This window comes from Pseudomonas sp. A39 (genome assembly GCF_058145955.1).
This window is the reverse complement of record NZ_JBYVMD010000004.1, coordinates 185,741-206,413: the sequence shown is the minus strand read 5'-3', so window position 1 is coordinate 206,413 and position 20,673 is coordinate 185,741. Positions and strand designations below refer to the sequence as shown.

22 protein-coding genes and 1 tRNA gene are annotated in these 20,673 nt (G+C 58.7%); 8 read left to right on the top strand and 15 right to left on the bottom strand.

The features are described from left to right. Window positions 1-99: 99 nt before the first annotated feature. On the bottom strand, window positions 100-2,217 hold the full coding sequence (locus AC3ZU9_RS04965) for a TonB-dependent receptor family protein (protein WP_490090376.1): 2,118 nt from the start codon (window positions 2,215-2,217) through the stop codon (window positions 100-102). A 223-nt stretch (window positions 2,218-2,440) separates the two neighbouring features. Between AC3ZU9_RS04965 and AC3ZU9_RS04960 the strand changes: the two genes are divergently transcribed. Both AC3ZU9_RS04960 and AC3ZU9_RS04955 read left to right on the top strand, forming a co-directional pair. Beyond that, entirely contained in the window at window positions 2,441-2,599 is a 159-nt protein-coding gene (locus tag AC3ZU9_RS04960) for a hypothetical protein (protein WP_012724891.1), read from the top strand. A gap of 5 nt (window positions 2,600-2,604) precedes the next feature. Continuing rightward, window positions 2,605-3,231, top strand: coding sequence for a helix-turn-helix domain-containing protein (locus AC3ZU9_RS04955; protein WP_012724892.1), 627 nt, complete (start codon window positions 2,605-2,607; stop codon window positions 3,229-3,231). 48 nt (window positions 3,232-3,279) lie between these two features. Here AC3ZU9_RS04955 and AC3ZU9_RS04950 read toward each other — a convergent pair whose 3' ends face one another. The 4 genes from AC3ZU9_RS04950 to AC3ZU9_RS04935 all read right to left on the bottom strand — a co-directional run bounded on the left by AC3ZU9_RS04950 (window position 3,280) and on the right by AC3ZU9_RS04935 (window position 6,054). Next, window positions 3,280-3,786: a hypothetical protein gene (locus AC3ZU9_RS04950; RefSeq protein WP_490090375.1), complete on the bottom strand. Its 507-nt coding sequence runs from the start codon at window positions 3,784-3,786 to the stop codon at window positions 3,280-3,282. Window positions 3,787-4,056: 270 nt separating this feature from the next. Then, entirely contained in the window at window positions 4,057-4,326 is a 270-nt protein-coding gene (locus AC3ZU9_RS04945) for a hypothetical protein (RefSeq protein WP_490090374.1), read from the bottom strand. Between the two features lie 179 nt (window positions 4,327-4,505). Continuing rightward, a complete protein-coding gene (locus tag AC3ZU9_RS04940; protein WP_371916649.1) occupies window positions 4,506-5,219 on the bottom strand; it encodes a hypothetical protein in 714 nt (237 codons plus the stop codon). Between the two features lie 517 nt (window positions 5,220-5,736). Next, the gene (locus tag AC3ZU9_RS04935) at window positions 5,737-6,054 is read right to left on the bottom strand and encodes a hypothetical protein (protein WP_046035494.1); all 318 of its coding nucleotides are present in this window, start codon (window positions 6,052-6,054) and stop codon (window positions 5,737-5,739) included. Between the two features lie 513 nt (window positions 6,055-6,567). On the opposite strand from AC3ZU9_RS04935, the gene AC3ZU9_RS04930 reads away from it, so the two are divergent. Beyond that, the gene (locus AC3ZU9_RS04930) at window positions 6,568-6,963 is read left to right on the top strand and encodes a glycine zipper domain-containing protein (protein WP_370636064.1); all 396 of its coding nucleotides are present in this window, start codon (window positions 6,568-6,570) and stop codon (window positions 6,961-6,963) included. Between the two features lie 111 nt (window positions 6,964-7,074). Further along, entirely contained in the window at window positions 7,075-7,947 is an 873-nt protein-coding gene (locus AC3ZU9_RS04925) for a sensor domain-containing diguanylate cyclase (protein WP_154846001.1), read from the top strand. A gap of 314 nt (window positions 7,948-8,261) precedes the next feature. Here the strand turns inward: AC3ZU9_RS04925 and AC3ZU9_RS04920 are convergent, their stop codons facing one another. After that, window positions 8,262-8,759: a YuaE family lipoprotein gene (locus tag AC3ZU9_RS04920; protein WP_224795926.1), complete on the bottom strand. Its 498-nt coding sequence runs from the start codon at window positions 8,757-8,759 to the stop codon at window positions 8,262-8,264. A 525-nt stretch (window positions 8,760-9,284) separates the two neighbouring features. Between AC3ZU9_RS04920 and AC3ZU9_RS04915 the strand changes: the two genes are divergently transcribed. The 3 genes from AC3ZU9_RS04915 to AC3ZU9_RS04905 all read left to right on the top strand — a co-directional run bounded on the left by AC3ZU9_RS04915 (window position 9,285) and on the right by AC3ZU9_RS04905 (window position 12,356). Then, entirely contained in the window at window positions 9,285-10,154 is an 870-nt protein-coding gene (locus AC3ZU9_RS04915) for an AraC family transcriptional regulator (RefSeq protein WP_046035497.1), read from the top strand. An 867-nt stretch (window positions 10,155-11,021) separates the two neighbouring features. Further along, window positions 11,022-11,471: a hypothetical protein gene (locus tag AC3ZU9_RS04910; protein ID WP_093541574.1), complete on the top strand. Its 450-nt coding sequence runs from the start codon at window positions 11,022-11,024 to the stop codon at window positions 11,469-11,471. 69 nt (window positions 11,472-11,540) lie between these two features. Continuing rightward, on the top strand, window positions 11,541-12,356 hold the full coding sequence (locus AC3ZU9_RS04905) for a hypothetical protein (RefSeq protein ID WP_490090373.1): 816 nt from the start codon (window positions 11,541-11,543) through the stop codon (window positions 12,354-12,356). A gap of 467 nt (window positions 12,357-12,823) precedes the next feature. On the opposite strand, the gene AC3ZU9_RS04900 is transcribed toward AC3ZU9_RS04905, so the two are convergent. Then, a tRNA-Ser gene (locus AC3ZU9_RS04900) sits at window positions 12,824-12,914 on the bottom strand. 152 nt (window positions 12,915-13,066) lie between these two features. On the opposite strand from AC3ZU9_RS04900, the gene AC3ZU9_RS04895 reads away from it, so the two are divergent. Beyond that, window positions 13,067-13,738, top strand: a complete 672-nt coding sequence (locus tag AC3ZU9_RS04895; RefSeq protein ID WP_003174664.1) for a Bax inhibitor-1/YccA family protein — start codon at window positions 13,067-13,069, stop codon at window positions 13,736-13,738. A 76-nt stretch (window positions 13,739-13,814) separates the two neighbouring features. On the opposite strand, the gene murB is transcribed toward AC3ZU9_RS04895, so the two are convergent. The 8 genes from murB to AC3ZU9_RS04855 form a co-directional block, all read right to left on the bottom strand. Continuing rightward, window positions 13,815-14,834 carry a UDP-N-acetylmuramate dehydrogenase gene (gene murB, locus AC3ZU9_RS04890; protein WP_490090372.1) on the bottom strand — a complete coding sequence of 340 codons (1,020 nt, stop codon included), beginning with the start codon at window positions 14,832-14,834 and terminating at the stop codon, window positions 13,815-13,817. After that, complete coding sequence (locus AC3ZU9_RS04885) at window positions 14,831-15,295, bottom strand: low molecular weight protein-tyrosine-phosphatase (RefSeq protein ID WP_012724907.1); 465 nt, start codon at window positions 15,293-15,295, stop codon at window positions 14,831-14,833. The genes murB and AC3ZU9_RS04885 overlap by 4 nt, the downstream gene beginning before the upstream one ends. Further along, window positions 15,295-16,059, bottom strand: a complete 765-nt coding sequence (kdsB, locus tag AC3ZU9_RS04880) for a 3-deoxy-manno-octulosonate cytidylyltransferase (protein ID WP_012724908.1) — start codon at window positions 16,057-16,059, stop codon at window positions 15,295-15,297. Before kdsB ends, AC3ZU9_RS04885 begins: the two co-directional genes overlap by 1 nt. Beyond that, window positions 16,056-16,241 (bottom strand): Trm112 family protein, encoded by a 186-nt coding sequence (locus AC3ZU9_RS04875; protein WP_003174668.1) that lies wholly within the window; start codon window positions 16,239-16,241, stop codon window positions 16,056-16,058. Before AC3ZU9_RS04875 ends, kdsB begins: the two co-directional genes overlap by 4 nt. 24 nt (window positions 16,242-16,265) lie before the next feature. Further along, the gene (lpxK, locus tag AC3ZU9_RS04870; RefSeq protein WP_122811570.1) at window positions 16,266-17,276 is read right to left on the bottom strand and encodes a tetraacyldisaccharide 4'-kinase; all 1,011 of its coding nucleotides are present in this window, start codon (window positions 17,274-17,276) and stop codon (window positions 16,266-16,268) included. Beyond that, on the bottom strand, window positions 17,276-17,704 hold the full coding sequence (locus tag AC3ZU9_RS04865) for an ExbD/TolR family protein (RefSeq protein ID WP_012724910.1): 429 nt from the start codon (window positions 17,702-17,704) through the stop codon (window positions 17,276-17,278). Before AC3ZU9_RS04865 ends, lpxK begins: the two co-directional genes overlap by 1 nt. Beyond that, window positions 17,701-18,336, bottom strand: a complete 636-nt coding sequence (locus AC3ZU9_RS04860) for a MotA/TolQ/ExbB proton channel family protein (protein ID WP_012724911.1) — start codon at window positions 18,334-18,336, stop codon at window positions 17,701-17,703. Before AC3ZU9_RS04860 ends, AC3ZU9_RS04865 begins: the two co-directional genes overlap by 4 nt. 83 nt (window positions 18,337-18,419) lie before the next feature. After that, entirely contained in the window at window positions 18,420-20,645 is a 2,226-nt protein-coding gene (locus AC3ZU9_RS04855; RefSeq protein ID WP_490090371.1) for a DNA internalization-related competence protein ComEC/Rec2, read from the bottom strand. Window positions 20,646-20,673 lie beyond the last annotated feature (28 nt).

Sequence of the window (20,673 nt, the reverse complement as noted above, 5' to 3'; positions counted from 1 at the left end):
CCGATGGCGGTGGGTCTGCCAGCCCATCTACCAGCAGTGCCAACGCTTTCGAAGCCTCGCTGAAGCTCGACATCTCCTACAGGGGATATCGGGGGACTGTCAGCGCCAGCTCCAGGACACGCCGGTATAGATGCCACGGCCATCCGCCGGTGTGGAGCGTGCAACATCCAGCCCCTTGTCGTCATAACCCGGTGTGACGGTATTGGCGTAGCGCCGGTTGGTCAGGTTGCGCAGGTCGACCCAGGCTTGCCAGTCCTGCTTGGGCGCGTCGTAGCCGAAGGTGGCGCCGAGGAGTGTGTAGGACGCGGCGTAGTAGGAGTTGGCGTAGTCCACCGCCACCTTTGAGGAATGCTCGGTGTTGAGGCTGGTGTAGAAGCCCGTCGGGTGGCTGTAGCGCAGTTGCGCCTGGTAGTAGTGCTTGGGGATGCCCGGCAAGGTGTTGTCGCCAAAGCGGTCATCGTCACGGTAGTGGAAGTCGCTGAAGGTGTAAGCCTGGCGCAGGGCGAGCTGGCCGCTGTGGCCGCCCTCCCACAACGGGCTGAGCAGGCTGAATTCCACGCCCTGGTGCACGGTGGGGCTGGCGTTGGATTCGGCGATGATGGCATTGCTGGTGGAGGTCTGGGCCTGGGTTTCCACGGTGAGCAATTCGTGGCGCACTTGCGAACGGTACAGCGCCAGGTCCCACTGGCCGAGCCACGCTTCACCGCGCCCGCCGATTTCCAGGGTGGTGGCGGTCTGGTTTTTCAGGCTCACGCCTTCGCGCTGCAAGCCGGTGGCCGCTCCACTGCCGGCGGGGAAGTATTTGTTGGAACCCCAGATCATCGACCAGGCGTGCGGCGGTTCGACCGAACGGCTCAGGTTGCCGTACACCTGCAGTTGCGGGGTGACGTCGTAACGCAGGCCGACACGCGGCGCGTAGTCCCAATCATGCTGGCTCAGCGGTGCCTGGCCTTCGGGATAGGTGACCTGGGTTTCGCGACGGGTGTAGATCGCGGCCAGGCCGGTGGTCAGCCACAGGTCGGGGATCAGTTCCAGGTCGTTGCCGATATGCAACACGGTATCGGAGCCCAGGTAACTGTAGTCGCGAGTCTTGGTGCCGGGTGCGTAGGTTGCCGTGTTGCCGGCCGGCGTACGCACATATTCCGAGGCGCCGTTGTTGGGCATCGCCTGGGTGGTGCGCAGACCCACCGTGGTGTTGCTGTCGTGACCGAACAGCGTGTCCTGGCGGATGTAGTTGAAGGTACTGCTGATATCGGTGTAGGCGACTTTCAGACGGTTGGTGCCTTCGCGCAGGTCCATCGGGTAGTCGTGGTAGGCGAGCCCGACTTCGACCCGGGCATTGTCATCCAGCTGCAACGTGGTCTTGTTGGCGATCCAGGTAGAGCCCGGTTGCAGGCGCTTGGAATCGCGCGCGGCGTTGAGGCTGTTGGCCGCGCGCGGGTCGTGGCTGATCTGGTGGCGCGTGAGTTTGCCGGGGGTGTCGTTGGTGGTTTCGCGGTAGCGGAAATAAAAGCGGGTTTCCAGGTCCGGGTTGAAACGGTAGCCGAAGTTGGCCGCTACACCTTTGCCGGTGCCGGCGCTCTGGTGCTGGTAGCCGTCGGACTCGGAGTCAGTGAGGCTGATGTAGTAATCGGCATCCCCCAGCACCTGGCCCGAACTGATCTCGCGCTGCATATAGCCTTTGCTGCCCGCTTCATAGCGTAATTGCAGCTTGGGCGCGTCGTAACCCGTGCGCGTCACATAGTTGACCGCGCCACCAAGAGCCAGGGCGCCCTGGTCGAAACCGTTGGCGCCGCGCAGCACTTCGACCCGGCTTTGCCACAGCGGGTCTTTCAGCTCATAGGGCGTGCCGCCGGGGCCGGTCAGCGGCAGGCCATCGAACATTTCGTACAAGCCGGAGGCATGGGAACCCGGGCTGCGGTTCAGGCCCGAGCCGCGAATCGAGAGTTTCACCCCTTCGTTATTCGCCGCCTTGGCGTACACCCCGGCCTGGTACTTGAACACGTCTTCGTTGGTGCTCACCCGTCCCTGCTGCACGCTGTCCATGTCGATGTAGTTGGTCGCACCGGGCACGCTCTTGAGCTGCGCCTGGGCCACTTCGCCGGCGCTGGCTTCGCTGCTGGTGACTTCGACCGGGGCCAATTGCAGGCCTTCGGCGTGCACCATTGAGCTCAACGTCAGGGCGGCAAACAGGAACGGCGGGTGGCGCAACAGCATGAGGCGGGTCCTTGGAATTCGGGGGGCACGTGGTGGGAAGACAGGGACGCCCGCCAGGTCACTCCTTATTAACGGACCAGACCATTCCCACAACAGCGTCAGACGTGGATTATTTGCTAAGTCCTAAATCGAATTACCACATGCAAACTCAGTATTTAACGAAATAACCGCCAAGCATTACTGTGGAGCCACTGAGTCACCCACGTACCACGAGACCGCCCCCATGCAGACATCCGCCACCCTCATCGACTTCACGCTTCACCGTAAACGCCGCCAGGCGCGTGCAGCAGCCGAGTTGATGTGGGCGATGTACGCCGCGCGTGCCGGGCTGGCGGTGTTTACCGCTCAAGCCGCTCCGTCCAGCGATACTCGCCGGGCGTAAGGCCGATGAATTTCCTGCACGTGCTCCCCGAACCGCCTGAACCGCTGCCCAAGCCCAGCCCTGATGATGATGTGATCAGCCTGTGCGTGGCCCACAACCTGCAACGCCTGCGCAGCAAACGGCACTTGTCCCTGGATGGATTGGCGCGGGTCTGCGGCGTGAGCCGGGCGATGCTCGCGCAGATCGAATCCGGGCGCAGCGTGCCGTCCATCAAGGTGCTGTGCAAGATTGCCAAGGGCTTGAAGGTGTCAGTGGCGGCGTTCCTGGAAGACCGTGCCTTTGAGGGGGTGGAAGTGCTGCCGGCACGACAAAGTAAGCGCCTGGTCAGTGCCGATGGCGGGTTTATCAGCCGTGCCTTGTTCCCCTACGATACCGCGCGTCAATCCGAGTTCTACGAGATCCGCCTACGAGCGCTGGGCGAGGAGATTTCCGAAGGCCACGGCCCCGGCATCCAGGAAAACCTGGTAGTGGCCCAAGGCGTCTTGGAAGTCAGCGTCAACGACGAGCGTTACCTGCTTTCCACCGGCGACTCGATCCTGTTCTACGCCGACCAGCCCCACCGCTACCGCAACCCGGCAGACAGCGAGGCCGTGGCGTTTCTGGTGATCACCTACCCCGAACGCCTGGATTGAAATGCAAAACGCCCCGAATAATCGGGGCGTTTTTTTGTGCGGGACCTATCAGCAGGTGCAGCACATCATCGGCATGCCGTTGCAGCTCATCATCATCGGCATGGCACAGTCGTTCATCATTTTGTTCATGAGCATGCAGCAGTTTTCCATCATGGCCATGCTCATGCCCGGCATCGGCATCATTTTGCACATCATGCTGTCGCCCATCAGGGTGCATTCCATCACGCACTTCATCATCGGCATAGGCATGCCCATCATCGGCATCATGGGCATCATGTTCATGCCGGTCATCATGGCCATGGCGTCGGCCGACATGCACGTCATCGACATGTTGGCGCACTGCATCATCATCGGCATGCCACAGTTCATCATCATCGCCATCATTTCGGCGCTGGTCTTGAACTGAGCCATGTCCATGCCGGCAGCCGGCTTCATGGTGCACATCATGGCGTCCGCAGCCATTTCGCATTTCATGGTGGCCATCATCATCGGCATGCCCATCATCGGCATCATTGGCATGGCGGTGTTCATCGGCATCTGCATGGCGTTCATCATCTTCGAAACTCCGTAATCGACAGGAAATGAGTAAGTTCTGGGGCCGATTCTAGAGACGCCAGGCGGTGGCGCAAGACGGCGGCAGAGCAGCAGGAATGGATGTTCACAGGGAAACTTAGTTGAAGAAAACAGCTGCAAAAGTTGTGATAACGAGTATTTCGGCGCTATTACGTATTTCATGACTGTCAAACGAGACAGACCGACGCGATGGATATTCGATTGCGCAATCTCGACCTATCTTATGGAAATAAACGATCTAACCGGTCGTACCTAGCGTTCAGTTTCTTTCAACATTTGCATCAGTTCCTCCGCTTCCGACCCTGGCGGGAGGCGGAAACCGTACATCTCATCCGCCGCCAGGATCTCGCTCAACGCATTGAGCAATTGCATCTGCGTCGGCGATTCACGCAGCAGTTTGTGTGCGGGCAGTAATAACTCGGAGGAAACACCCTGGACACTCGCTACATCGATCACGGCAAACAGGATAAAGCGCAAACGTATTTCTCGATCCGTAGGCCAAACCGTTTTTAGCTTACCCATGGTGCATGGCCTCCATTTTTCGGAAAAATCCGAGGCTATTGATGACCGCAGGGTGTTTCAAGCACAGGGAAGCAAGATAGGCCGCGTCCTACAGAAGAAAGAGAAATACCGCACCGATCACTCAATAAGGGCCACAGGTTCAAGTGTTGTGCTGACGTTGTCGCGTGCCTGTCAAACGGTCATTGCACGGGCAGGAAATTCATCAACAATAAGCTCTGGGCGTAGTTGAGGCCTATGCGTCGATAGCGCTCATCGAGCATCTGGGTCAGCAAGTCGAGGCGCGCAACAATCTTGCCGAACTCCACCGCGAAACTGAGGTTGCTGCCCTCCTCCGATATCTCATTGGAAAACAACAACAGCACGCCATTCGCATCCTGGCGCTTGCTCAGCAGCCAGGTGGCCTTCTCGATGTTACGCGCGGCGTTGCTGACGAATTCAGGATTGATCGCGTCAGTGATGTAGAACTCGGTACGGCCACCGTGAGCGGTCACGATCATGCTGCCGATGGCATAGATAAACGCCCCGACCCGGTCGCCTTTGAATTCAGGGCTCAAGGAGTAACTCAGTGCCGCCAGGTCACGACGCTCCCCCAGCGCCGGAAGGGTTCGACGCTGCTCGATAGCCTGGCGAATCTCGCGGGCCGCGCTCACAGCATCCGGGTAACCCGACTGACGCCACTGGCTGGGGTTTCGCAGATAGAGCTTATTCATCAGCAAATACAGGCTTTGCAGATTGTCACGCATGCCCAGCGTTGCCATGCGATCGACACTGGTCTGGAAGAACTCATCGGGTTTGCCATTGCTGAACTGCTTGGCGATATCCCGGCCCTGTTGCTGGCTGCAACCGCTGGCACAGAGCATTAACGCGGCGGCCAGCAGCAAGGGCCGGCGCATCCGTCGAATGTGCAAACAAGTAAACGTGCGATCCATCGGCACCCGATCTGGTTCATCTGCCCACGCGGGGATCGGCGGGGCTGGGACAAGGATAGAGCCGAGAAATCCCAAAAAGTGCAATGCTGGTGGGGAGATAGTTGTAAGCAGAGACCGCCGGGACGGCGAAAAGACGTATCCGTGACGAATATTTTTTCCAGGGTCTATACTGCTTGTAACAGTTGCGTGTGTTGTCGGCGATTCAGGGTGGCATTTCAACCTTTTAACGGCCTGACACGGTTGCCTACATCGCCCCCGGCATACTCACCAGCAACTGTACTTGAGGGTGACGGCAATGAAACATCCAATTCGAGCACAAATGGTTGTTCAGGTAATTTGCCTGCTTTCGGTGGCACAGCTTTTTTGCTGAGCTAGGTATTACCGCTTTAAAACTCAACCGCAGGCGCGGCGGTGGAAGGTATTGCCTGTGACACACGGGTGAACCGGCCCGACATCCTTTCTGTCGGGCCAGAACATGCACCTACAGCAAGACCGTGGCGAGCATGCCCAAGGCGCCCAGGCAAAAGCCGATCAATGCGCCTCGCCCGGGGATTTCATGGAACAGCGCCCAGATCACCACAGGCTCCAGCAACAATAACGAGGTGACTGAAACCACCGTGACCACCCAGATGTCACCGACCGCCAGATACCCCAGCCAATAAGCACCCAACAGGCAAAGCCCGGCGAAGCACATCACGGCCACCGGCATAATGAACCCCTGCCATGAGCCGTCACCGGCTTGAGCCAGCCTGGCGGTTACCACCTCACTGTAGATTGCACAAAACTCGCCGATAACCATTAACCCTAGAGCAGAAACTCCGAGTAATTCTTTGGACATATCAAAAACTCCTTCGTATTCAACGCACTGTTTTTCAACTCCCAGCTGGCGATGCCATTGCTGAGGGTTTCGCTGCACAGATACGAAGCAGCCTTGAACAGGCCTGAATGACCGAAGTGCTTTTGCATGCTCATGTCCTTCAAAAGGGGGTGAATCTCAGCGCCCAGCTAAGGCGCACGTGGTGATCATACGTTCCGACAATCACGGTGAACAACCAGCCCCCCAAAAGCACCGCAGACGCCTGATTGTTTTGGCGTGTTTGTATAGGCTCGCGGCTCTAGCTCTCGACCAAGCGACTGAATTTATTGCGGCACACCTTGTTACAACCATTTGAGCCTGGACATTGCCCCCTTAAGAACTTCGACCGTTTGTTTCAATCCTAATGCCAGGCGTGCTTTAACCCATGAGCGCATGCTGACAACCCACAGAGGTTCAAAAATGAAAATGACACTACCCGCCCTGGTTTTAGGCGTGATGATTTCGCAAGGAGCGATGGCTGCCGGAGACGGTACAGCCGCTCTCGGAGGCGGCGTTGGTGGTGCACTTGGCAATATCGTAGGCCAGCAGCTTGGCGGCTCGACGGGCGCTGCAGTAGGCGCAGGCTTGGGGGGTGCCGCCGGTGGAGCCGTCGGTGCTCAGAAAGGCAATAGGGCAGAAGCCGCTATAGGGGGTGGGGTTGGGTCTGCAGGTGGATCGCTCATAGGCAATCGCCTCGGCGGCACAACCGGCTCAACTATCGGTGCTGGTCTCGGCGGTGCTGCAGGTGGCGCGCTCGGCAACAACCTGGCGGATGATGAGAGCGGTCATCGATCGGACGGCAAAAAGCACAGAGGCAACAATAAGCACAAACATAAGAACAAGCGCCACTGATAAACCGGGGCTCGACGGGTATGAACGGCATTAAAAATTTGCCGGACTGCCCGCCGCCCCCTTCATGATAGGGCTATGATCAGGCCATCTGAACCGGACGCCCGACGCCCCATGCCCGTTGACCTGCAAGCTCTGTATCCAAAACTGATCCACTTGATGCTGGATACGGTCTTCGTCGTCGATGGTGAAAACCAGATTGTCTTCGTGAGCGATGCCTGCGAGGCACTGCTCGGCTACCGTGCGCAAGAGCTGACAGGCACCCTGATTACTCACTACATGCACCCTGAAGACCTGGCGCGCACCCGCGCCTCCATTGTCCGGGTAATGAACGGGCAACCCCATGTCGACTTCCGCAACCGTTACCTCCGCAAGGATGGCAGCGTCGTGCACATCCTGTGGGCGGCCTTCTGGTCCCAAGAGGTGGGTGCGCGAATTGGTGTCGCGCGAGACATCACCGCGCTCACCCAGGCCGAGGAGGAACTACGCTTCCTCGCCCACCATGATCCGCTGACCGCCCTCACCAACCGCTCACTGTTCAATGCTCGGCTGGACCACGCCCTGCAAACCGCACGCAGTCAAAACCACACGCTCGCGTTACTGTTCCTGGACATCAATGACTTCAAGGGCATCAATGACGTGCATGGACATGCCATGGGTGATCGCGTGCTCTGCGTGATTGCACGACGACTGGAGCGCTGCGTGCGCGAGAACGACTTGGTGGCCCGGATGGGCGGCGATGAATTCACGGTGATGATCACGGATATCCAATCACCGGATGCGGTTGCCGGGAAGGTGGCGCAGATACTTGCGGTCATGGCTGAGCCGCTGGGGCCTGAGTTTGGCGGGGTGAAGATGCCGTCCTGCAGTGTTGGCGTGGCGTTTTATCCGGGGGATGGGGAGGATGCGGATACGTTGCTGAGTCAGGCAGATGGGGAGATGTACCGGATAAAGCGGCAACGATTTGCGACTGAGGGGCGCAGTTAATCGAGGTCGACTGCCTTGCCGACTGATCCATAAACCGATACGCCGCAGATCATCTCCACCTTTCGGATACTGCAGCACCCTCAAGGCAATCAAACCCTTCCGGGGCACCACCTGACCTTTCTAGACCAAGTTCCAGACCAAGAAGCGCTCGCGGCGGGCCTGCTGATGTTCGCCAGCCTAGCCGGCATCGGCGAAGGCAGCCTGCTTCATCGGCGCTTAACCGTTCGATTCGCGTGAGGCAAGTATTTCACCAGAGAGGGAAGTCTTTTTCAGCGCTTCTTAACCGGCAAAAGACCTACCCTGACGTGGAATCATTATTTGGCTTGGCGAAGCACAAGCTCCGACAGACGAGTCTTAACCCGGAAGCAGAATTCGCGAATTTGAAATTGATAAGCGGGCATAACCATGTAGTTCAAATCAGGACCTAATGAGTCTTTGACTTCCATGTACTTGGCAGTCTTGACCGCAATGGCTTGGTATTCCGCCTCGTATTTAGCGTAAGACGCTTTGTTATAAAGCTTTAAAACATCGATTTCTTTACGGCATTGCTCAGCGCGATTTTGGTTAAGGTTTGTTTCTGATTCTGCCTGAGCGGCCTTCGCAGAGGTGGCGATTGGGGCGTCAGTGCTGGCGCTCGCAGGTACAGCCTCATATCCCGCAGGCGAGTGTGCTGGTGTCGAAGGTGCGACTTCAGAGGGTGATTGCTGAACGACGGCAGGTGGAGGAGCCACTTCAGGTTTTTCTGGGGTTTTCGTAGCGCATCCCGCGAGGGCAAGTCCTACCACTACAACGATGCCACACATTTTATCCATCGGTTTCACCAAGAGGTATTTATGGTTGGCTGAGTCGTTAGGTTCTGGGTAAAAGCAATAACTCGTTCAATGATCGAGTATGAATTTTCTACCAGCCTCAAGGCGCTCAGCCTCTCTTCCTTGAGTGCGCAGGTGAACGATAATAGTAAAAAAACAAAGAGATGACGAGTAAAAGCTCGCCAGAAAAGCCACAAATTTAATGGGCCAATTACTGGGAAGCCAAGCTGCGCACGCGCCCTGATTGTGCCGCGTCGCAAGCGGACAATCGCTTTCGCAAACGGCCACGATGAAGTGGGGTGCGGTGCACTTGTATGACGCCGAACTGAAACTATCCGCCGCGCCTGCCTTGGCGACGTGTCACGGACTTACGCATGCTCAATGGAAGACGTCGCGAGGGTAAAAGGGGTGGTCACTCATCTACGGGTGTTCCCCTCCCCACAACCCGCGTTGAGCAAACCCGGCTAGGCAGGCTACCGTCGCTATAGTCGACGCTATTGCCGACCGTACTTCCAGGAGCTTGTACCAGTGTCCGACACGCCGATCAACGTCGCTTACACAAAGCGCTTCAACGCCGTACTCGCCTACATTGATGAGCATCTCGAAGATGATCTGTCGGTGAAGACGTTGAGCCATGTGGCGAATTTTTCGACGTTTCACTTCCATCGCCAATTCACCGCGTTCGTCGGCGTGCCGGTTTCACGTTATGTGCAACTGATGCGGCTACGACGCGCCGCCCATCGCTTGGCCGCCGTCGCGGATCACTCGGTACTGGAGGCGGCACTCGGTGCCGGTTTCGACAGTCCCGAGGCGTTTTGCAGGGCGTTCAAGCGAGCGGTCGGTATGACGCCGAGTGCGTTCAGGAAGGCGCCGAACTGGCAGGTCTGGCATGCGGTGTTCACCATCCCTCATTTTTCCAGGACTATCATCATGCAAGTACGAATCGTGGAGTTCCCCGAAGTCCGGGTCGCAGCGCTTGAACATTGCGGCCCCCCCGGGCTCGTCAATGAGAGCGTGAGCAGGTTCATCGAGTGGCGCATGCAGAGCGGGCAGTCGCCGGTGGCATCGAGTCGCAGCTTTGGCATTCCCTACGGCAACCCCGACACCACGCCAGCAGAAGCATTCCGCTTCGCCATTTGCGGCGAGATTCACGAGGCGGTGGAACCGAATGCGTTCGGCGTGCGCGAACTAGTGATTGCTGGCGGTCGCTGCGTCGTAGTGCGGCACGTGGGGTCACCGGACCACATCGGCGAATCGATCTATCCGATCTACCGCGATTGGCTGCCTGCCAGTGGCGAAGAACTGCGTGATCAGCCACTGTTCTTCCATTACCTGAGCGTGTATCCGCAAACACCGCAGGATCAATGGCAAACGGATGTGTATGTTCCGTTGCAGTAACGGGGCGAGCTGCTTTTTGCAGCGTGGCCGACGTTGGCGAGTCTCCGTTCAGGGGGATAGCTTTTTGTGAAAAGCTGTAATTGGCCAAAAGTAGACCGTCAGCCATTCCATTGATGAGCCTAACTCCGGCGTCGATTGGCACTGGCATGGGGACGTCACTTGATTTCGTCCCCACAATTTCGGCGGCTACGTCAAATAGCAAAAGACGACAATCTTCCTCCGACAAACCGAGGTGGGTTGCTGATAAACCTACAAGTAGGTTTTCCCTCTTCCAGGAGCAGGTTACGTTTGGCTCTATCTTGAACTTGAAGGACACCGGCGTATCAGAGGGCAACAAGTCCACCCCTACTCTTTCGCCATCACTCAAGAGATACATCGATAGAGTTTCTCGCTCGCCAAACCGTCATTCTAGAGAACCTATGTCTCCCAGATATTTCTCGTCGTTGAAATAGTATTGGTCGTGCAGCATCACGCTCAGTCGCTTTCCCAAGAGCATAGTGGTGCCGCCACAGGCAGTGGCGAAAATGAGTCACTCAACCTATGGACTATGACTAGAGTGATAGCCGGTAGCGGCAACCAGGACCACCGCGCAAGCTATTGAAATTGAAGGGTTGCAGGCTGGATATGTGTTAGTTCCTGCAGGTTGTGAAATCTTTATCCATCCGATGTGTCAAAAACAGCAACCCTTGGCTTAAAGAATTCTGGTTACCTGCCGCTATAGAGGTTGAGTCTTGCTGTCTTTTCTATACAAGACGAGGGAAAATGCTTTCGCGTCATGGATGTATGACCTAAAGCCACTATCCTTCTGCATCAAGAAGGCACTTGTAGTTAAGGTGCTTACCGAAGCGCGGCAGGACAAGAGTTATAGTGATTATCAAAATTAAAGGGATATTTATGAGATTCGCTAAACTGTTCGGGGCAGCAACTTTATTCGCCTCTATGATTGCATCTGCCCAAGCAGGCACCATCGTCACCGTGAAGGTGAAGAACTCTACGACCGGCCCAGCCGCGTACACTTTCGAGTACTTTTCAGGGAGTGTAGCCCCCACCCCAAGTACGATTCTGCCGTCTGCAACGACAACATTTGCCCTGACCAGTGTCGCGGATACGGTTTCAGGAATGCGGTTTGTCTATACGTCAGGTAATAAGAAATGTCGTTTTGCAGCAAGCCACCAAGTCAATCCAACGACTAAAGCCCCTAGCTGGGCTAAAATGGGCACTAGCACTGGTTTCGATAACGCTACTTGCAATGCAAATATCACAGCAATTCAATCGGCGCCCCCCTATAACTACACTGTCGAATTTGAAATCAAATAATCCGACATTTGTATAGGAACCCTAGCTGAAGATAGCTCTCGAGCTATCCTCAGCGTATGGAGTATCACCATGGACATTTCGATCAAATCGTATCAAGCAAGTACACAGGCAAAGGTTTCCACACAAGAGAAGCTTCCTTCGTCCAACCCTGTAAATTTACCTTCAGGGGATGCCGCCCTCAAGACGACGGAGACCGTCACAATCTCCGATTCTGCACGGGCACTGTACGCATTAAGTAAAGCTGATGACAAACAAGCCTCTATGTCCAGTAGGGATTTAAAAGGACAACATGCAAAAGGTCAGAGCGATATGTACAATTTCGGGCAGCGGATTGCTGGCGGGAATCTTAATAATGAGGATCTACTTCCCCAAACAGACGACCCTGCCCGTTTGGCGTTAGGTCAGCAGTCACTGGATTACGCCATTGGGCTTTCTAAACTCCCTCCCGAAAAACTTCCAAACCCATTTGAAGGTATGGCCCGAAACGGGCTAAGCAATATTGTTTATGATGATTCAGGAACCTATACGGATGCAGAACGATATGCCGCTTATGGGGAGCTTAGTAAGCAGGATGAAACATATTTTTCCAAGTTGTACGCCACTATAACGAACGGCGGAGACAACAGTGAAATCTTCAAAGGCATCATGGACTATTTCGATGATCTTCCAGGGGTCGAAAAAGCGGCATACCCTGATGGTTTTAGGGACAGTATAAAAAGTCTTTACCAAGAGCAGTTAGGACAATCGGGGCCGGTCGCCCTTCTCCGGCAATCGACTGAAAACGACGCTGATAAATTGTCACCGAACTTCTTCAACAAGGAACAATCACCGGAGCAGATGTTACAGGCCGTCTTAGAAAAAGCGATTGCTCTTTCGACGGTCTGACCAGCCCAAAGCACTGGTGCAGGAGTTGGGCGTTGAAGTGGAGCGTCAGCAGGATTTCCGGTTTACTCTGCTGGAGATCGCCGACCTTCACTCCATGCCGCAAGAGATTGATGCACGTGAAAGCCACTGGAAAGCCGTGCTAATGACGCGAACATTTGGCTACAACCTCAACTTAGCGCATGTCACTGCCTGGCTGCGCTACCGTCTCAGAAGTCAGGACGCCGAAAGGTGCCGCACAGCCGACGCGCTAGGCGCCGCTAGGCCGATCATTGCAGGTATTCCGCCTCAACACCCGCGAAACGCTTGCAGCATGGCGAAGCCCCATTCGCCTGTCAATTTCAGTAACCCACCCTACCCCGTCGGCCCAACACGTCCCACTTAATGCCAACACATCAGTAGGTAGCCAACAAACTGCAGGCAAAAAAAATCCCGCAAAGCCTCCGGCTCGCGGGATTTCTTTATGTGTTTGGCGGGAAACCAGGGATTCGAACCCTGGAGACGCTATTAACGTCCGCCGGTTTTCAAGACCGGTGCATTCAACCACTCTGCCAATTTCCCTTGTGCATCACGAGATTATAATAGCCCATCCCGTCTCAGCGGGCGCCATAATACCCGAATGAAACACACTGTCAAACTCTCGCCATCGCTTGTTACAGAGCGTCTGTTATGATCTTTGCGACTGAACGTTTCAAAACCGAAGGAGTGTCGCCATGCGCGAACAGAATTACGCAGTGAATGGCAACGCGCAGGCTGAGCAGCTTGAAGTCAGCCGCGTGTTGCGCAACACCTATGGCTTGCTCGCCCTTACCCTCGCATTCAGCGGCGTGATGGCGTTCGTGGCGCAGCAGATGCGCGTCGGCTACCCGAATATCTTTGTCGTGCTGATCGGCTTCTATGGTCTGTTCTTCCTGACCAACAAGCTGCGTGACTCGGCGTGGGGCCTGGTGTCGGCGTTTGCCTTGACCGGTTTCATGGGCTTTATCCTCGGCCCGATCCTCAACCGCTACCTCGGCATGGCCGGTGGGGCGGAAGTGGTCAGTTCGGCGTTTGCCATGACGGCCCTGGTGTTTGGTGGTCTGTCGGCCTACGTGTTGATCACCCGTAAGGACATGAGCTTCCTGGGCGGCTTCATCACCGCGGGCTTCTTCGTGCTGCTGGCGGCCGTGGTCGCAGGCATGTTCTTCCAGATCAGCGGTCTGCAACTGGCGATCAGCGCGGGTTTTGTGCTGTTCTCCTCGGTGTGCATCCTGTTCCAGACCAGTGCGATCATCCACGGTGGTGAGCGTAACTACATCATGGCGACTGTCAGCCTGTATGTGTCGATCTACAACCTGTTCATCAGCCTGTTGCAGATCTTCGGCATCATGAGCCGCGACGACTGATCGCTAGCGCAATAAAAAATGCCCCGTATCGAAAGATACGGGGCATTTTTGTTTCTTACGTATCGAGAGCAGCCGATCAGTACTGGTTGGGCTCCATTTCCAGATCGACCTTGAAACGCTGTGCAATGTCGCGCTGGATACGCTGCGCCAGGTTGGCGATATCGTGCCCGGTGGCACCGCCGTAGTTGACCAGTACCAGCGCCTGCAGCGTGTGCACCCCGGCATCCCCCTCACGAAAGCCCTTCCAGCCGGCCTTGTCGATCAGCCAGCCGGCCGCGAGCTTCATCTGCCCATCGGCCTGTGGGTAAGCCACCAGGTCCGGATACAGCGCCTGCAGTTCAGCCGCCAGCGCCTGGGACACCAATGGATTTTTGAAGAAACTCCCGGCATTGCCCAGCTCTGCCGGGTCCGGGAGTTTTTCCCGGCGGATGCTGCAGATGGCCCGGCTGACATCGCTCGGCGTCGCGTCGGTAATGCCCTGCCCTGCCAGGCGCTGCTGCACCGGGCCGTAGTCGAGTGTGAGGCGGCTGGCGCGACTCAGGGCAAAACGCACCCTCAGGATCAGCCAGCGCCCGGTCTCGTGCTTGAACAGGCTGTCACGGTAGGCGAAGTTGCATTCTTCCAGGCTGAAGTCGCGCAGTTCGCCAGTGTGTCGGTCCAGGGCGGTGAGGCCGACGAACACATCCTTGATTTCCACACCGTAGGCGCCGATGTTCTGCATGGGGGCTGCGCCAACGGTGCCGGGGATCAGACTGAGGTTTTCCAGGCCGCAGAACCCCTGTTCCAGGGTCCACAGCACGAACGGGTGCCAGGCTTCACCCGCCTCCGCTTCGACCACCACCTGCGTGCCGTCATCGTGCAGCACACGGATGCCTTTGGTGACCATGCGCAGCACCAACGCCTGGATGTCCTGGGTCAGCAGCAAGTTGCTGCCACCGCCGATCACCAGCAACGGCACCGCATGCGCGGATGAATAGGCCAGGGCCTCACGGACGTCGTCGTCGCTGTGGGCCTCGGCGAATAGCCGGGCACGTACGTCAATGCCAAAGCTGTTGAATGGCTTGAGCGATACCTGCGCAAGCACCTGCAAGGTCATAACCGCCCCTTCAATTCGATCACCAATAAATCACAGGCACGTTCGATCAAGTCCAGGACCCGTTCGAAGCCTTGTTCACCTTCGTAATACGGGTCGGGGACTTCGTCCACTTCAGCCTCGTAGCGGCGCAGGAACAGGTCCAGCTCCGCCTTGCCCTGCGCCGGCTGCATGGCCTTGAGGTTGCGCAGGTTGCTGTGGTCCATGGCCAGGATCAGGTCATAGCGCGCAAAGTCGGCGCGCGAGACCTGCTGGGCCCGCTGGGCCGACAGGTCGTAGCCACGCACCAACGCCGCACGCTGGCTGCGTGGGTCCGGCGGGTTGCCGATATGCCATTCGCCGGTACCGGCGGACGCTACGTCGACCTGCCCCGCCAGCCCCGCTTCACGCAATTTATGGCGCAGTACGCCTTCTGCGGTGGGCGAGCGACAGATATTGCCCAGGCAGACAAACAGGACCTCCATCAGGCCCCCAGCAGGCGACGGACGCGCTCAAGGTCTTCCGGGGTGTCGACACCGGCCGGCGGCGCTTCCAGCGCATCGCCCACGTGGATGCGCACGCCGTGCCACAGCGCCCGCAGTTGCTCCAGGGATTCGGTGTTTTCCAACCAGCACGGGCCCCAGCTGACGAAGTCATGCAGGAAACCGGCGCGGTAGGCGTATATGCCGATATGGCGGCGGTAGGGCACGCCTTCCGGCAACACATCAGGTTGCTTGGCAAACGCATCGCGGGCCCATGGCAAGGTCGAACGGCTGAACGTCAGCGCCAGGCCGTTGATGTCGCTGACCACCTTCACCACGTTCGGGTTGAACAGGGTCGCGATGTCTTCGATCGGCTCGGCCAGGGTCGCCATGCGGGCTTCGCCATGGGCTGCCAGGTTGGCGGCTACCTGGTCGATCACGCTCGGCGGGATCAACGGCTCGTCACCCTGCACATTGACCACGATGGCATCGGGCGCGAGGCCAAGTTTTGTGGCGACTTCGGCCAGGCGATCGGTGCCGGAGTTGTGATCTTCACGCGTCAGTACGGCTTCGGCGCCGAAGCCTTGGCAGGCTTCAATGATACGCGGGTCATCGGTGGCCACCACCACGCGCTCGGCGCTGCTTTTGCAGGCCTGTTCCCACACCAGCTGGATCATCGGCTTGTCGCCGATCAGTTGCAGCGGCTTGCCCGGCAGCCGGGTCGACGCATAGCGGGAGGGAATGACAACGGTAAAGGCTGTGGTCATTTATCCAGGCGCTCATCGGTGGTCAGGGTGCGGGCTTCGCTTTCGAGCATCACCGGGATGCCATCACGGATCGGGTAAGCCAGGCCGGCGCCTTTGCTGATCAGCTCGGTTTTGTCGGCGCTGAGCTTGAGCGGGCCTTTGCAGATCGGGCAAGCGAGGATGTCGAGCAGTTTGGTGTCCATGAGTGTTTCCTGGAAAGAAGCGGTTTAAGGCAAAAGACGGGCAGGCAACAGACGCATCAACTGCGTGTCGAACCAGGCAACGAACGCCGGCGACGGCAGTGCATCCACCGCAAGGTACCACCAGTCGGGCTGGGCAAAGGCGCGGCACTTCACCGCGTCCTTCTCGGTCATGACCAGCGGCAATGACGGCGTAAAATTCAAGACCTCGGCACTGTATGGCGCGTGGTCGGCAAACGCATGGGGTATCGGCTGCCAGTGTAGCGTTTCAAGGGTATTGAAGAAACGTTGCGGGTTGCCGATGCCGGCGACCGCATGCACTTGCTGGCCCGGTGCAAAATGATCGACCGGCTGGCGCTCGCCGGTCTGTAGATTGACCAGCGCGGCGGGCTGCAAGCGAAAGGCAAAACCGTCCTCGCGGTCGCTGGCGGCGCCGTTATAGAGCAGCGCGTCGACACTCTGCAGCCGCTCCACCGGTTCGCGCAACGGCCCTGCCGGCAGGCAACGGCGGTTGCCCAGGCCACGGGCGGCGTCGATCAGCACCAGTTCAAGGTCACGGGCCAGGCGGTAATGCTGCAGGCCGTCGTCGGAGAGAATGAGGTCCAGGGTTTCACTGGCCAACAGCGCCTTGACCGCACGGCTGCGATCGGGATCGATCATTAGCGGTACACCGCAGCGCTGCACAATCAACAAAGGCTCGTCACCTGCCACGTCAGCGCTGTGGCTGGCTTCGACCCGCCACGGCAACTGTGGTGGCTTAGCGCCATAACCGCGACTGACTACGCCCACGCGCAAGCCGCTGCGTCGGCAGTGCTCGATCAACCAGAGGATCAACGGCGTCTTGCCCGTGCCCCCCACGGTGATATTCCCGACCACCACCACCGGCACCGGCGATTGATAGATCTCGCCCTCACCCGCCAGGAAGCGTGTGCGCTTGCGTTGCACCACCCGGCGATACAGAGATTCCAGCGGCCGCAACAGTGCGAGTGCCGGATGGCCTTCGTACCAGGCCTTGAGCAAACGATCGGACATGGCCATCAGGGTGGGCTCGCCGCCTCGACGGTGGTCATGCGCAGATGGCTGAAGCCGAGCTTGCCGGCGGCATCCATCGCAGTGATCACGGCCTGGTGCTGGGTCTTGCCATCGGCGCTGATGGACAACGGCCGCTGGGTGTCACCGCCGGACTCTTTCTGCAACGCATCCATCAGGCTGGCGAGGTCGTTTTTCTCGAGCAACTGATTGTTCACCGAAAACACCCCGTCAGCGCTGATGGCGATGTCCAGTTGCTTGACTTCCTGGTCTTCGGCCGGCGAGCCGCTCACGGCTTCCGGCAGGTCGACGCGCAGCTCGGTTTGTCGGGTGAAGGTGGTGGTGACGACAAAAAACAGCAGCAGGATAAACACCACGTCGATCAGCGACGCGAGGTTGATATCGACATTTTCCCGTTGCTTGCGGCGAAATTTCACGCTTTGCCCCCAACCAGATCCACGTCACGGTCGCCCTGCACCACTTCCACCAGTTTGATGGCTTCCTGTTCCATGCCCACCACCAGTTCATCAATGCGACGTTGCAGGAAACGGTGGAAGAATACCGAAGGAATACCCACCATCAGGCCTGCTGCCGTGGTGATCAGCGCCTTGGAAATACCACCGGCCAGCACGGCCGCGTTGGTGGTCATGCCGGAGCCCATGAACGAGCTGAAAATATCGATCATGCCCAGTACCGTACCCAGCAAACCGAGCAATGGCGCCATGGCGGCGATGGTGCCGAGGGCGTTGATGTAGCGCTCCAGTTCATGGATGACGCGCGCGGCGGCCTCTTCGATGCACTCTTTCATGATCTCGCGACCATGCTTGGAGTTGGCCAGGCCGGCGGCGAGGATTTCACCCAACGGCGAATTGGCGCGCAGTTCCTTGAGTTTGTCCTTGTCCAGCTGCTTGTTCTTGATCCAGGACCAGACCTGCCCCAGCAGATGCTCGGGGGTAACGCGACTGGCACGCAGGGTCCACAGGCGTTCGGCGACGATGCCGAGTGCGGCGATAGAGCTCATGATGATCGGCAACATCATCCAGCCGCCGGATTTGACCAATTCCCACACAGTGAATGTCCCCTCGAAAAAGTGCGCCACTTTACCATATAGGTTCGTCGGCCACAGACCCCATCGGCCGCGGCTGCCAGAGCCTAAGGTAACCGCTCGCGCCAGAACCTGCGTTGACTGCGCGCAACAACCGGTGGTGCGAAAGCGCCCAATTGCACGCGCACAGCACCCTGCTCGGCACTGTCATACACCTGGCTGCCCAACCGCTGGTAGCGCGCCATCACCTGGGGATGCGGATGGCCGAACGCATTACCCCGCCCCCGTGAAATAAGCACGGAACCAGGGGCGAGGCGCTCCAGAAACGCCCACGACGAAGAACTGCGACTGCCATGGTGCGGCGCTTGCAACCATTCAGTGGGCACCGCCAGCGGGGAAGCGAGCATGGCCTGTTCGGCGGCGCGGTCAATGTCGCCGGTCAGCAGCAGGCGCTCGCCATTGGCCTGCACCTGCAACACGCAAGACTTCGGATTGCCACTGATGGCGCCAGGCCACTGCCAGAGTTCGAACGTCACGCCGTCCCAGGTCCAGCGCTCGCCACTGATGCACGGCCGGGTGCCGAGAAACGCCGGCAGCCCGTCGGTTTCTCCACCCACCACGCGCTTGATCGGCAGGCCCTTGGCAATCGCTGCCGCACCACCGGCATGATCGGCGTCGGCGTGGCTGAGCAGCATCAGGTCCAAGGCCGCTACCCCAAGCTTTCGCAACGACGGCAACACCACGCGGGCGCCCAGGTCAAAGGTTCCGGAGCGTGGACCGGCGTCATACAGCAAAGTGTGGTGACGCGTGCGCAAAATCAGCGACTGTCCCTGCCCGACGTCCAGCTGCACGACCTCCACCTGCCCATGGGGCACCCGTTCTTGCGGCGGAAACACCGCCAGTAACAGCATCGGCCAGCCCAGCAGCCGAAACGGCACGCCCTTGGGCAGCAGGAGCAGCACCGCACCGAGCAGACTCACCAGCCAGTAGCCCAGCGGCACCTCGGCCGGGATCCAGGCAGGCATGTACCCGGCCAGCCACGCCAAGCCGTTGAACAAGCCGTCCAGCGCACCGCCCGCCAGCCACAGCAATCCATCCCCCACCCACGGCAGCGGCAGCAACGCGGTCCCCAGCAACGCCAGCGGCAATACCACCAGGCTGATCCAGGGCACCGCAACCAGATTAGCGAACGGTGCGCTGAGGCTGATAGGCAGCCCTAGCACCAGCAAGACCGGAAACAACCCGATGGCAATCAACCACTGCGGCCGGGTCCACGCCTGCCACAGGCTCCACGGCCCCAGCCGGCCGCCAAACGCCAGGACCAGCACCGCCACCGCCGCAAACGACAGCCAAAACCCTGGCTGCAGGCTGGCCAACGGCTCCAGGACCAGCACCGCATTGAGTGCCAGCAGCAATGGCCACCACAGCCCCAGATGCCGGAAGCGCAAGCGCCACAACAACACCAACCCGACCATCACGCAGGCGCGCTGCACCGGCACGCCAAACCCTGCCAGCACGCCGTAACCCAACGCGGCGCTGAACGCCAGGCCGCACGCCCAGGGCAGCCACGGCCAGGTTCGCGGCCAGCAGCCGTAGCGCGCCAACCCGGCGATCAACCCGTAGATCAAGCCTGCGAGCAAACCGATGTGCTGGCCGGAAATGACCAGCAGATGCACGGTGCCGGTGTCCTGCAAAACCTGCCAATCGGTAGCGGCCAATCCGGAACCATCGCCCAATACCAGGGCCATCAGGCCCGCTTCCCGGCCCTGGGCATCCACCACCATCAGGCGCTGGCGCACGTTTTCACGCCAGGCGTGGCGGGCCGGTGCCAGACGCGCGCCGTCCTTCACCGTACCGGTGGCGCCAATCCGCTGGGCCAGCAGCCAGGCTTCCTGATCAAAGCCGTGGAAATTCAGCAACCCGGCCGGTCGTTTGAGAGTAATCGCCAGGCGCCAGCGTTCACCGCTGCGCACCGGCGGCCCGCCACGCCAGGACACCCGGATGCGTGTAGGCAACCGCGCGTTACGTGACCGGCTGTCGGTCAGTACGAAACGCACGCCCTCGCCCGTCTGTTGCGGCAGACCGGTGACCCACCCTTCCACCCAACGCGTCTGGCCGTCCAACGCTGGCCGCAGGCGGTCATCCAGGGCCCACTGTGCGCTGATGCACGCCCAACTCAGCCCCAGCAGGAAAAACGCCAAGGGGTAAGTGCGAAACGGCAGCAGCATCAACGCCAGCACCAGCAGGGCGATCAGCCAGCCGGTTGCCGGCAATGCCGGTAGAAAACGCAAGGCCAGCAGCCCCAGCGCAAACGCGAACATCCCTGTCCTCATGAATCATCCTTTTCAAGTGATCCACTCA